General features: G+C 71.1%; 9 protein-coding genes and 2 pseudogenes. 1 reads left to right on the top strand and 10 read right to left on the bottom strand.

Annotated elements, in window-relative coordinates; translation table 11 throughout:
• From LCE31_RS14910 to LCE31_RS14880, 8 genes and pseudogenes are all read right to left on the bottom strand, one after another.
• Positions 1-949 (bottom strand): discoidin domain-containing protein (locus LCE31_RS14910; RefSeq protein WP_225014738.1); only part of this gene is annotated, 949 nt, incomplete at its 3' end.
• A 412-nt stretch (positions 950-1,361) separates the two neighbouring features.
• A pseudogene (locus LCE31_RS41530) lies at positions 1,362-1,805 on the bottom strand (sodium:solute symporter family transporter); the annotation flags it as partial.
• A 258-nt stretch (positions 1,806-2,063) separates the two neighbouring features.
• A pseudogene (locus LCE31_RS41525) lies at positions 2,064-3,221 on the bottom strand (solute symporter family protein); the annotation flags it as partial.
• Entirely contained in the window at positions 3,218-3,712 is a 495-nt protein-coding gene (locus tag LCE31_RS14900; RefSeq protein ID WP_374118472.1) for a DUF485 domain-containing protein, read from the bottom strand. The pseudogene LCE31_RS41525 and the gene LCE31_RS14900, both read right to left, overlap by 4 nt.
• A 95-nt stretch (positions 3,713-3,807) precedes the next feature.
• Positions 3,808-4,509: a response regulator gene (locus tag LCE31_RS14895; protein ID WP_225014736.1), complete on the bottom strand. Its 702-nt coding sequence runs from the start codon at positions 4,507-4,509 to the stop codon at positions 3,808-3,810.
• Entirely contained in the window at positions 4,506-5,732 is a 1,227-nt protein-coding gene (locus tag LCE31_RS14890; RefSeq protein ID WP_225014735.1) for a sensor histidine kinase, read from the bottom strand. Before LCE31_RS14890 ends, LCE31_RS14895 begins: the two co-directional genes overlap by 4 nt.
• A gap of 14 nt (positions 5,733-5,746) precedes the next feature.
• Entirely contained in the window at positions 5,747-6,250 is a 504-nt protein-coding gene (locus LCE31_RS14885; protein WP_225014734.1) for a DUF1453 domain-containing protein, read from the bottom strand.
• Between the two features lie 346 nt (positions 6,251-6,596).
• Positions 6,597-8,729 (bottom strand): DNA gyrase/topoisomerase IV subunit B, encoded by a 2,133-nt coding sequence (locus LCE31_RS14880; RefSeq protein ID WP_225014733.1) that lies wholly within the window; start codon positions 8,727-8,729, stop codon positions 6,597-6,599.
• 457 nt (positions 8,730-9,186) lie between these two features.
• Between LCE31_RS14880 and LCE31_RS14875 the strand changes: the two genes are divergently transcribed.
• Positions 9,187-9,417, top strand: coding sequence for a DUF7455 domain-containing protein (locus tag LCE31_RS14875; protein WP_225014732.1), 231 nt, complete (start codon positions 9,187-9,189; stop codon positions 9,415-9,417).
• Between the two features lie 217 nt (positions 9,418-9,634).
• On the opposite strand, the gene LCE31_RS14870 is transcribed toward LCE31_RS14875, so the two are convergent.
• Both LCE31_RS14870 and LCE31_RS14865 read right to left on the bottom strand, forming a co-directional pair.
• Positions 9,635-10,519 (bottom strand): S1 family serine peptidase, encoded by an 885-nt coding sequence (locus LCE31_RS14870; RefSeq protein WP_225014731.1) that lies wholly within the window; start codon positions 10,517-10,519, stop codon positions 9,635-9,637.
• A 150-nt stretch (positions 10,520-10,669) separates the two neighbouring features.
• A complete protein-coding gene (locus LCE31_RS14865) occupies positions 10,670-12,226 on the bottom strand; it encodes an RNA polymerase sigma factor (protein ID WP_225014730.1) in 1,557 nt (518 codons plus the stop codon).
• Positions 12,227-12,610 lie beyond the last annotated feature (384 nt).

The raw sequence follows: 12,610 nt of genomic DNA, 5'->3' as shown, positions 1-12,610 counted from the left end.
CGGTGGGGGCGGTGGGCGCCTGGGTGTCACCGGTGGCGGGGCCGTAGATCTCGAACTCGGAGACCTGGCCCGCGGGCCACTGGTCGTTGGCCGTGAAGGCCGCCCGTACGTACCGGGTGGTCGTGGAGTTGGAGGTGATCGTCACGGTGTTGCCGGACGTCGGGTTGAACGCGTACGACTTTGAGGCCGCGATGTCCGAGAAGCTGGACCCGTTGGCGGACCCCTGGACCGAGAGCGTCTGGTTGCGTGTGGGCCAGGCGGCGGGCAGCTTGAGGACGACACTGTTGACCGCGACGGAGGAGCCGAGGTCGGCCTGTATCCACTGCGGGAAGGCGTTGTTCTTGCTCTCCCAGTAGGTCGACTGGTTCCCGTCGTTGGCGTTGGAGGCCGGGTAGACGTCGTTGAAGCCGCTGGCCGTCAGCGTCTTGCCGAGGGCGAGGTTCTGGGTGCTCGCCGCGGCTGTGGCATGCACGTCCAACTCCGCCAACTGGGCCTTTCTGCCAGCCGAGTTGTGCGTGATGTCGGCGCGTATGTAGCGCTCCTTCGTGGCGGGGAAGGAGATCGTCACCGTGTTGTCCGCACCGGGACCGAAGGTGTACGTGGCCGACGTCTTGAGGGTCTCGTAGCCGCTGCCGTTCTCGCTGCCCTGGATCGACAGCGTCTGCTTGCGGGCCTTCCAGTTCGCGGGCAGCTTCAGGGTGACCCTGTCGACGCGCTTGACCGACCCGAGGTCCCGCTGCACCGACTGGTCGCCCTTGCCGGGGCCCTCCCAGTAGGTGGACTGGTCCCCATCGGTGGCCCTGGCCGCCGCGGTGGCGGCCGCGGCCTGCCCGCTCGCGCCGCCCGCGGGCCCGTCGGCCGCCGCGGCGAGCGACGGCCAGCCGGCCATCAGAAGGCCGGTGGTCGTGACGGCGGCGAGTGTCCGCCGTCTCCTGCGTTGCGATCTCATGGATCTCCGATCCTCGGCCTCGCACGGGGGCACGAGGCGCGGCTCTGGTCGCATACCGATCCACGGCATGCTTTTCTGCACTGCCGTACGGAGTCTTTTGCGTAGTGCGGTCAGAGAGTTGCAGAGAAATGCCATGTCGTCTACGTCTGGGACAGAACCCACTTGTCCCTGCACCCTGGACCCTGGCAGGCCTCCACCCGCACACCAAGGGCCTTTTGGCCAGCCGCCGACGCCCGACGGTTCGAACGCAAGCGACCAGAAAGCAACGCAACTTTTTGCGCTACCTGTGAGATTCCGAGGGGCCCTCAGGCCGCCTCAGGGGCCTCCCACAGAAACGCCGGTCCGTTCCCGCGCAGCATGGCGACGGTGAACGGACCGGCGTAAGAGGATGCCGGGCTCGACGCAACCGGTGTCAGACGGCACCCGCCCCCGTGAGCGAACGCACCTCGGTCTCCGCGTACGCGGCCGGGTCCGCGGGCTCCCGGGAGAACCGCGTACCCAGCCAGCCGGCGAGGAACCCGCACGGGATCGACACGAGCCCCGGATTCTCCAGCGGGAACACATGGAAGTCCACGCCGGGGAACATCGCTTCGGGACTGCCGGAGACCACCGGTGAGAGCACCACGAGCAGCACGGCGGGGACGAGCCCGCCGTACACCGACCAGACCGCGCCCCGCGTGGTGAAGGACCGCCAGAACAGCGAGTAGAGCAGGACGGGCAGGTTGGCCGACGCGGACACCGCGAACGCGAGCCCCACCAGGAACGCCACATTGAGGTCCTGCGCCAGCAGGCTCAGCGCGATGGCGACGGCCCCGATCCCGGCCGCGGAGAACCGCGCGACGGTCACCTCGCTGTGCGATACGGCCCGCCCGCCGGAGGAGCCGGACCCCGACTCGGCGGAACGCGCGCCGTCGTGCGCAGGCCACCGCTGCCCCGGGAGCCTGGCCGCGGCCGGCCCCGAGTCTTCCGGTTCCTCCGCCGTCCCCGGCTTCTCGGGCCCCTCCACTCCTTCCGGCTTCCCGGGCCCCTCCGCTCCCTCCAGCCTCCCCGGCGTCTCCGCTGCCTCCAGTCCCTCCGGCTTCTCCGACCCCTTCAACTGCTGCCGCTTCTCAGGGCTCTTCGGCTTCCTCGGGGTGCGGGGCCGGCGCGACGCGTACAGGTCGTGCGCGACCGCGGCCGTGGGGGGCAGTGTGACCCCGGCGACCACCGCCAGGATGGTCGCGAAGGCCACGGCCGCGACCACCGCGAACAGCACCGTGCCTCCGGTGGACCCCGCTCCCCCGCCGAGATCCAGTGCCAGCAGTGGGACCGCCGTGTTTCCCGCCGCGTTGGAGCGGCGCACCGCGTCCGAGCCGACCAGCGCCGCGGCCCCGAACCCCAGCACGATCGTCATCAGGTAGAAGCTACCGATGAGGCCGATGGACCACACGACCGACCGCCGGGCGGCGCGCGCCGTCGGCACCGTGTAGAACCGCGACAGGATGTGCGGCAGGCCCGCCGTGCCGAGCACCAGCGCGAGCCCGAGGCTGATGAAGTCGAACCTGGCCGCCCAGTCGCCCCCGTACGCCCGCCCCGGAGCGAGGAATTCCCTGCCGTAGTCGCTGTGCGCGGCGGCCCGGAGCAGCAGCGCGTTCACATCGCCGTGGAAGCGCAGCAGTACCAGCACGGTCAGCGCGATCGCGCCGGCCATCAGCAGTACGGCCTTGACGATCTGGACCCAGGTGGTCGCCCGCATGCCGCCGAGCGTCACGTACACGACCATCAGCGCGCCGACGCCGATCACCGTCCAGGTGCGCGACGCCGGTCCCGAGCCGCCGAGCAGCAACGACACCAGGCTGCCCGCGCCGACCATCTGCGCCACCAGGTAGAGCACCGACACCGTCACGGACGCGGTGCCGGACGCCACCCTGACAGGCCGCTCCCGCATCCGTGCGGCGACCACGTCCGCGAGGGTGAACCTCCCCACGTTGCGCACCAGTTCGGCGACGAGGAGCAGCACCACGAGCCAGGCCACCAGGAAGCCCACCGAGTACAGCATCCCGTCGTACCCGAACAGGGCGATCACCCCGGAGATGCCCAGGAAGGAAGCGGCGGACATGTAGTCGCCCGCGATCGCGAAGCCGTTCTCCATCGGCGAGAACAGCCGGCCGCCCGCGTAGAACTCCTCCGCCGAACCGCGCCTGTGGCGGCTGACCCAGGTCGTGATGGCGAGCGTGACCGCGACGAACACGCTGAACAGCACGAGCGCCAGGGCCTGGTGAGCGCCCCTCACGAGACGGGCCCCGCGCCCCTGCCGACACCGCGGTCGAGCACGGTCCAGCGCAGCTCCAGGGCCGCCCGGTCCCGCTTCAGCCGGGCATGCCGTGCGTACGCCCAGGCCAGCACGAACGTAGTGAGGAACTGGGCGAGCCCGGCGGCCATCGCCACATTCACCGTGCCGGCGACCGGCCGCGCCATGAGCCCCGGCGCGAGCGTGGCGGCCAGGACATACGCCAGGTACCAGGCGAGGAAGGCGATGGTGGCCGGCACGACGAAGCCGCGGTAGCGCCCGCGCACCTCAAGGAACGCCTCGCTGCGCTGCACCTCTTGGTAGACGTCCGCGGCGGTGTACGCGGCGCGGACGTCCCGCGCGCGCCGCGCTCCGGCCGCCGGGGCCCCGCTCTCGTCCCGGGTCCAGGCCGGCACCCCGCCCGCAGTCTCCGCGCCGTTCCAGGGGCCGCCGGGCCGCGCTGCGGCGATCCCGGCCCCTTGCTGCTTCTCCACCGGTCGAATCTCCTTGTCAGGCGGCTGTCCGGCCGTCCGACAAGCATGTCGGCCACTTCAGGGCGCCACGCCCGGTTCGCGGTGGCTTCACCCCATCAGGTGACAGATGCCCCAGGAGGCTCGATCAGTCCCTGTTGGTAGGCGTATCGCACCGCCTGCGCCCGGTCCCGCACGCCCGTCTTCGCGAAGAGGTTGTTGATGTGCGTCTTCACCGTGGCGGCCCCGATGTGCAGCCGGCCCGCGATCTCCTTGTTCGACAGGCCCTCGGCGACCAGCCCGAGCACCTCCGCCTCGCGCGCCGTGAGGCCGTCGGGCAGCTGGACGGGCACGGCGGCGGCCGGCGGCCGGGTGACCCGCTCCAGCAGCCTGCGCTGGACGGCGGGCGCCAGCCCCGCCTGCCCCGCGAGTACGTCCTCCACCGCGCGGACGATCTCGTCGCCCGCCGCGTCCTTGGTGAGGTAGCCGCGCGCTCCCGCTTCCAGCGCGGCTAACAGCGACTCGTCGTCCGCGTACGTGGTGAGCACCACGACCTGGGTGTCCGGATACTCCGCGCGGATACGCCGCGTCGCCTCGACACCGTCGCAGCGGGGCATCCTGAGGTCCATCAGAACGGCGTCCGGGGCGAGTTCGGCGACGAGCGCGAGAGCCTCCTCGCCGTCCCGCGCCGCCCCGACCACGTCGATGGCGGGCAGCAGCCCCAGCAGCATCACGATGCCCTCGCGCACCACGGCCTGGTCGTCGGCCACCAGCACCCGCGCGGGACCGCCCTCCCCCCGCGCACGTCCCGCTCCCGTCACGCCGGCACCCGCAACCGCACGCTGTACCCCTTCCCCCCGCTCTCCTCGGGACCCGCGTCGAGCGTGCCGCCGATCAGCTCGGCGCGTTCACGCATACCGAGGAGACCGTATCCGGAACCGGAGGAGGCCAGCTCCACCGGTGGGAGGCCCTTGCCGCCCCAGTCCCGCACATACAGGAGCAACTCGCCGGGTCCGTACGTGAGATCGATGCGTACGCGCGCGCCCGGCGCGTGCTTGCGGACATTGGTCAGCGCCTCCTGGGCCACCCTGCGCACCGTCTGCGACGCCTCCGCCGGCACCGGCCTCGGGGTCCCGGCCACCTCGATCTCCGCCCCGTCGCTCGCCGCGACCTCCCGCAGGTAGTCCCCCAGCGGTGCCATCTCGCCGCGCAGCGCCGACAACGCCTGCCGGGTCTCGGAGAGGCCCTCGCGCGCCATGGACCGCGCGGCCACGACCCGCTCCAGGATCTGGTCCCTGAACGGGCCCGGCTCCTCCTGCTCGATGCGCAGCCGTGCCGCCTCCAGGTGGACCAGCTGAGCGGAGAGGCTGTGGGCGAGGACGTCGTGGATGTCCCGGGCGATCCTGGCCCGCTCGCCCAGGGCCGCCGACTCGGCCTCGGCCGCCCGCGCCGCCCGCTCCTGGACGGCCAGGCGGTGGCGGGACTCGGCCTCCACGCGCATCACGTACCCGGCGAGCCCGATCCCCGCGAGGGTGATGGCCGTGCTCAGCCAGGTCTCGTGGGTGGCCACGGCATAGCCGCCGAGGGCCACGCCGGCGATCGGCGCGGCCGCCGCGAGCGGCAACCGCTGGAGGCTGACGATCGCGCAGCCGAAGGCGAGCATCACCACGGCCACCGAGAACCCCTGCCACTGCGCGAGCGCCGCACCGCCCAGCAGCAGGGCCGCGCAGCTCAGCGAGAGCAGGAGCGCGTGGCGCCGGGTGGCGCGCATGAAGGCCCAGATCAACAGGGCGCAGACGGAGACCGCTCCGGCCGCCGCGCCACTCTCGCCCCAGCCGCGGGTGCGGTGGTCGGAGAACACGGAGTAGATCATCGCGACGGGTACCACTGAACGCAGCAGGATCTCGCGCCACTTGCCGGGCCGGTTCGCCAGTATCCGCAGGGAGGGCGCCACGAGGCCCCGCTCGCGGGCATCCGCCGCGGGCCACGCCGTCCACGGCGTCCTCGCCGCCGGCGATGCCGGGTTCCACACTCCTAGGCTCATCCGCGCTCCCTCCCCTACCGGCCGGCCACGCCGCCACCGTACGGGGCCCCCGCACCGGGCGACAGCGCGCCCGCGCGCTGGTTCAGCAGCAGACCGCGCAGCGCGAACGAGACACCGAGCGCGATCAGCAGCGCCCCGTACGACTGCTGGACGCCCGCCAGCGCGCCCAGGCCCATGATCCCGAGCCGCGCGGCGAAGCCCGCGAGCCAGACGCCCGCGGTGGCCTTGGTGCCCCGGGACCAGACGGAACCGTCGGGATCGGTCCACACCCGGCTCGTGAGGGCCCAGCCGACACCCATGAGCAGGCCCACCACCAGTTCGGCGACCAGGAGCCCGGCGGAGAGGCCCGCGTGGTGCGTGTCGACGAGATGGCCTTCCTTGAGGCCGAGGAACACCATGACCGCGGGCCCGATCAGCCATCTGCGGCCGCCGCCCCCGATCCGCTGGGGCCTGGTCTGGCGCGCGATCAGCAAGGCGATGACCGCGACAGCGACCAGCGCGTACAGCACTTCATTCATGGCGGTTCCTCCGGCGACGACGCGGTTCGACACCCCAAAGGTACGGAGAAACCGCAGGTCACCGGATCAGCGCCAGGGTTGAACGGAGGTGGAGAACCGGTCTCCACCCGGGGGTGGAGACCGCACCGCCCCGAGCGGACGCAGGGCCCGAGCGCACGCCGGACGCCGGGCCGGAGCCGGACGCCGGACCGGCGTCACCGTATGACCGGCCCGGAGCCGGACGCGGGGCTGCGCCGTCGAGGTGGGGCCACGCCACCCGGCGTGGGGGGGGGGGGGGGGGGCCGCCGGGCGCAGACGCCGGGGAAGCGGCTGCTCCGCCGCTTCTCAGGTGCCGATCCGCCGCTTCTCAGGTGTCGATACGGGAGCGGTCGAGCGTGGCGGCCGAGCTGCTGATGAACTCCTTGCGCGGGGCGACCTCGTTTCCCATCAGCAGGTCGAAGACCTGCTCCGAGGCGTCCAGGTCGCTGATGTTGATGCGCCGCAGGGTGCGGTGGCGCGGGTCCATCGTGGTCTCCGCCAGCTGGTCCGCGTCCATCTCGCCGAGGCCCTTGTAGCGCTGGATCGAGTCCTTGTACCGGACGTTCTTGCGCTGGAACTCCAGCAGCGTCTGCCGCAGCTCCGCGTCCGAGTACGTGTAGACGTAGCGGTCCTGGCCCTTCTTGGGCTGCACCAGCTCGACGCGGTGCAGCGGCGGCACGGCCGCGAACACCCGGCCCGCCTCCACCATCGGGCGCATGTACCGCTGGAACAGCGTCAGCAGCAGGCAGCGGATGTGCGCGCCGTCGACATCGGCGTCCACCAGCAGAACGATCTTGCCGTAGCGGGCGGCGTCGAGGTCGAAGGTCCGGCCGGACCCCGCTCCTATGACCTGGATGATCGCACCGCACTCGACGTTCTTCAGCATGTCCGAGACGGACGACTTCTGGACGTTGAGGATCTTGCCGCGGATCGGCAGCAGCGCCTGGAACTCGCTGTTGCGGGCGAGCTTCGCCGTGCCGAGCGCGGAGTCGCCCTCCACGATGAACAGCTCGCTGCGGTCGACGTCGTCGCTGCGGCAGTCGGCCAGCTTGGCGGGCAGCGACCACGACTCCAGGGCCGTCTTCCTGCGCTGGGCCTCCTTGTGCTGGCGGGCCGCGATACGGGTGCGCGCGGCGGCCACGACCTTGTCGAGGACCGCGCGGGCCTGCGCCTTGGCGTCACGTTTGGTGGAGGTCAGGAACTCCTTGAGCTCCCTGGCGACCACTCCGGCGACGATCCGGTTGGCCGCCGAGGTGCCGAGCACCTCCTTGGTCTGGCCCTCGAACTGCGGCTCGGCGAGGCGGACGGTGACGACCGCGGTCATGCCCTCCAGGGCATCGTCCTTGACGATGTCGTCCTCGGCGACGCGCAGCAGCTTGGCGGAGCGCAGGACCTCGTTGACCGTCTTCGTCACGGAGCGTTCGAACCCGGTGACATGGGTGCCGCCCTTCGGGGTGGCGATGATGTTGACGAAGGACCTGAGATTGGTCTCGTAGCCCGTGCCCCAGCGCAGGGCGATGTCGACGGCCAGCTCCCGCGTGACCTCCGTGGGCGTCATGTGGCCGCGGTCGTCGAGGACCGGGACGGTCTCCTTGAAGGTGCCCTGGCCGGAGAGCCTGAGCACGTCGCACACGCCCTTGTCCTGCGCCAGGTACTCGCAGAACTCGCTGATGCCGCCGTCGTAGTGGAATGTCTCGGTGCTGGGCCGGCCGCCCTCCGCCCCCGCACCCTCGACGAATCGCTCGTCCTTGACGACGATCGTCAGGCCGGGGACCAGGAACGCCGTCTGGCGGGCCCGCTGGTGCAGCGTGTCCAGGGAGAGCCTGGCGTCCTTGAGGAAGATCTGCCGGTCGGCCCAGTAGCGCACGCGGGTGCCCGTACGGGTCTTGGGTACGCGCTTGCCCTTGAGCAGCCCGCTCGCGGGGTCGAAGGGCGCGTCGGGGCCCTGCTCGGTGAAGATACCGGGAACGCCGCGGCGGAAGCTGACGGCGTGCGTGGCGCCGCCGCGGTCCACCTCGACGTCCAGCCGCGCGGAGAGCGCGTTCACGACGGAGGCGCCGACGCCGTGCAGGCCGCCGGAGGCGGCGTACGAGCCGCCGCCGAACTTGCCGCCCGCGTGCAGCTTGGTCATGACGACCTCGACGCCGGACAGGCCGGTCTTCGGCTCGACGTCGACCGGGATGCCCCGGCCGTTGTCCTTCACCTCGACCGAGCCGTCCTCGTGGAGGACGACCTCGATGTGGTCGCAGTACCCGCCGAGGGCCTCGTCGACGGAGTTGTCGATGATCTCCCACAGGCAGTGCATCAGGCCCCGGCTGTCGGTGGACCCGATGTACATCCCGGGGCGCTTCCGTACGGCCTCCAGACCCTCAAGAACGAGCAAATGCCGCGCGGTGTAGTTGGAACCGTCACGGTCCGCTGTCAGCAGCGCGGTGGACGGCACGGACGTATCGGCGGTCACTCGGTTCGCTCCTCGCTGAATTTGAGATATGGCCTCGTGGGGTAAAGGCCCGGCTCCTGTCATCGGTCAGAGGGTACAGAGGCCTGGTAGAGCCGTTGTCACGCCACCCTCGTCCGCGGCCATGCTAGTTCACAATCGTATGCGTGTTCGATCGCGTGCGGAGATGCCTCACAGCTCACGTTCCCTTCCAGGCATGAACCATTTAGGCTCCGGGCACGTCCTCAACAACAACCGGCAAGCCGGCCGGGCGGACCGAAGACAAGCACCGACCAGCACCACCCACCGACATCGATGCGAAATCCGTAAAGCTCAGCAATACGGCTCATTCGCCGCCAACCGTCAGCACTCCAGCACTTCGGAAGAATTTTTTCGAGGAATGGCCGCGAGCGGGAACGTTTTCGGCCTGGTTGGATGTTGACCCTGGTACGACAGCTCGTCGAGCTAGAGAAGAGGCGACGTGACTACTGTTCTGACCCCCGCGAGCCCCCTGACCGCGGGCGACCGTTGCGACCGATGCGGCGCCCAGGCCTACCTGCGTGTCCTGCTGAGCAGTGGCGGTGAGCTGCTCTTCTGCGCCCATCACGGGCGCAAGTTCGAGCCGGAACTCAAGAAGATCGCCGCGGAAATACAGGACGAGACCGACCGACTCACGGCGGTCCCCGCCGTGGCCGGTGACGAGGAGCGCTGACGCCTCGCATCACACACGACGAGCCGAGGGCCGTGCAGACGGCCGACGGGCGGCCGTCACCGCTTTCCGCGGTGACGGCTGCCCGTTCTCGTGGGCCCGGCGCCGGCTCCCGCTCCCCAGCGGGCCCGGGACGGCCCTTCGAGGCCCCTGAGGCCACCGGACGCGGAGCGCGCGGCTTCGCGGCCGGCGCCCGGGCCCGCGGGGCTCCTGAGAGCTCTCAGCGGCCGACGGCGTCCGCCACCGGCGGCAGGTCGGACGTGACGCGGGCGTAGACGCCGGGCGCGTCGGCCAGCCCGCAGCCACTCCCCCACGACACCAGGCCGATCAGCCGCCCCTGCGAGACCAGCGGACCGCCGCTGTCGCCCTGGCAGGCATCGTGCCCGCCCCGCGCATCCCCCGCGCAGAGCATCGACGACGCCGAGTAGCGGGAGCCGGTCGCACCGCCGGAGTAGGCCTTCTGGCACTGCGCGTCCGGGAGGACCGTCACGGGCGAGGAGCGGAGGGACGCGGCATAGTCCCCGCGGCCCGTCGTGTCGCCCCAGCCCAGCACCTGCGCCGCGCTTCCGGGCGCGGCCGCCGCGTCGCCCGGCTCGGCCGGCTTGATGGCCGAGGACGCGGGCAGCGGCTCGCGCAGCGTGAGGACCGCGATGTCGTTCTCGTTCGTGCCCGCCTGATACGCGGGGTCCACCGCGTACGAGGCCACGGCGATCGACCGGCCGCCGGTGCCGGTGAGACGGTCCCGTCCGGCGATCACACGCAGGTCGCCGATGTTGTCCGGGCCCTGCCCGAGGACGTCGTCCCCCATGCAGTGCGCGGCCGTGAGCACCTTCGTGGGGCCCACCAGCACACCGCCGCAGAACTGGCCCGCCCGGCTTGCGCCGAAACGGTCGGGGCTGACCAGCGCCACCACCCACGGGTGATCCGCCGTGGAGGCGGGCCTGCCGCCCACCACGACGCTGTTCGCCTCGGCCGGGGCGGTGAAGGCGAGCGGCAGCAGCGCTGCCGCCGTCAGGGCGGCGAGCCCCGCGGTGACCGCACGAGAGGGCCTCCGGGCCCCGGCGCGGGGCGGGGCCTGATCGGCACTGGCAAGGGGGCGAAGCATGTGGTTCTCCTGACTCTCCGTGGAAAAGTGATCCACCCGGAGTCATCCAACCTGTCCGCCGCACCGTGCGCGAAACGCGGCGGGCCCGGAACCCCTCGAAAGGGGAACCGGGCCCTGCCAGGTGCACCGGGCATCGCCCGGCAGCCGCTGTCAGTCCAGGTAGTCGCGGAGGACCTGTGAACGCGACGGGTGACGCAGCTTCGACATCGTCTTGGACTCGATCTGGCGGATGCGCTCACGGGTCACCCCGTAGACCTTGCCGATCTCGTCCAGCGTCTTCGGCTGGCCGTCGGTGAGGCCGAAGCGCATGGAGACCACGCCGGCCTCACGCTCGGAGAGCGTGTCGAGCACCGAGTGCAGCTGCTCCTGGAGGAGCGTGAAGCTCACCGCGTCGGCCGGTACGACCGCCTCGGAGTCCTCGATCAGGTCACCGAACTCGCTGTCGCCGTCCTCGCCGAGCGGGGTGTGCAGCGAGATGGGCTCGCGGCCGTACTTCTGGACCTCGATGACCTTCTCGGGGGTCATGTCGAGTTCCTTGGCCAGCTCCTCCGGGGTGGGCTCGCGGCCCAGGTCCTGGAGCATCTGGCGCTGCACGCGCGCGAGCTTGTTGATGACCTCGACCATGTGCACCGGGATGCGGATGGTGCGGGCCTGGTCGGCCATGGCGCGGGTGATGGCCTGCCTGATCCACCAGGTGGCGTACGTGGAGAACTTGTAGCCCTTGGTGTAGTCGAACTTCTCGACCGCGCGGATCAGACCGAGGTTGCCCTCCTGGATCAGGTCCAGGAAGAGCATGCCGCGGCCGGTGTAGCGCTTGGCCAGCGAGACCACCAGGCGGAGGTTGGCCTCCAGCAGGTGGTTCTTCGCGCGGCGCCCGTCCTCGGCGATGATCTCCAGCTCGCGCTTGAGCTTCGGTGCGAGCTTGTCGGCGCTGGCGAGCTTGTCCTCGGCGAAGAGGCCCGCCTCGATGCGCTTGGCGAGCTCGACCTCCTGCTCGGCGTTGAGGAGGGGGACCTTGCCGATCTGCTTAAGATAGTCCTTGACCGGGTCGGCGGTGGCGCCGGCGACGGCGACCTGCTGCGCGGGCGCGTCGTCCTCGTCGTCGTCCGAGAGCACGAAGCCCTTGGCCTCGCCCTCGGTCTCCTCCTCCTCGCCCTTGGCCGCCGGTGCGTCCTCCGCCGGGTCCTCGGCCTCACCGATCTCGTCGGCGTCCTTCTTGGCCGCGGTCTTCTTCGCCACCGTCTTCTTGGCGGTGGCCTTCTTCGCCGTGGCCTTCTTGGCGGCTGCCTTCTTCGGGGCTGCCGCCTTCTTCGCGGGGGCCGCGGCCTCTTCGGCCGGTGCCTCCACGATCTCGGCGGCGGGCGGCGCGGCGACGGCCGCGACCGTCTTGACCGGCGCCGGCTTGGGCGCGACGGGCTTCGGGGCGACGGTTCGTTTGACCGGACTCTTCGCAGCGACGCTCTTGCGGGTGCGCTTGGGCGACTCCGCGGCACTGACCATCAGCGTCACACCCTCTTCCTCGAGGATCTGATTGAGGCTGCGCAGAACATTCTTCCACTGGGTTGGCGGAATCTGGTCGGCGTCGAAGGCCCGACGCACGTCATCGCCGGCGATCTGTCCATCAGCCTTACCCCGCTCGATGAGCGCCATCACAGACTCGGACTCGGCGATCTCCGGCGGGAGCGTACGGGATGTGCTGGCCGACACGAACAACCTCTCGGAACGATGGGAAGGGCTTCCGGCCCCGCCCGACAACGGACCGGAGCCGACGACCGGCGGCTGGGGATGTCACCGACGGCGCGGGCTTGAGCCAGGGAAGGAATACAGCGCCGCCGTCGACGGGCGTATTCCTCTCTCGGCTGTCACCTCTTAGGTCATCGCACTGCCTCGGGGAGTGTTACGCCCAATCCGCGTGGCCCGAGTCACACCACATATGCGACATATACGTCAGAGCGCCTCATAGCGCCCTACATCTGTGCCGCCGGACCGCGCCCCCCCCCCGCGGCCCGCGCCGCCCGGGTGGCTCCTCGGCCGGGGCGGACGCGGCGGTCAGTGCTCGCGCGGGGGGGGCCCGCCGCGCGCGCCGGGCGG

The organism is Streptomyces sp. 8L (assembly GCF_020176795.1).
Lineage (GTDB): Bacteria > Actinomycetota > Actinomycetes > Streptomycetales > Streptomycetaceae > Streptomyces.
This window is presented reverse-complemented; position numbering and strand designations above follow the sequence as displayed.

Excerpts from the sequence above, each read along its gene's own strand:
- LCE31_RS14890 (WP_225014735.1), bottom strand. The coding sequence starts at position 5,732 with ATGAGCCTAGGAGTGTGGAACCCGGCATCGCCGGCGGCGAGGACGCCG.
- LCE31_RS14870 (WP_225014731.1), bottom strand. The coding sequence starts at position 10,519 with ATGCTTCGCCCCCTTGCCAGTGCCGATCAGGCCCCGCCCCGCGCCGGG.
- LCE31_RS14885 (WP_225014734.1), bottom strand. The coding sequence starts at position 6,250 with ATGAATGAAGTGCTGTACGCGCTGGTCGCTGTCGCGGTCATCGCCTTG.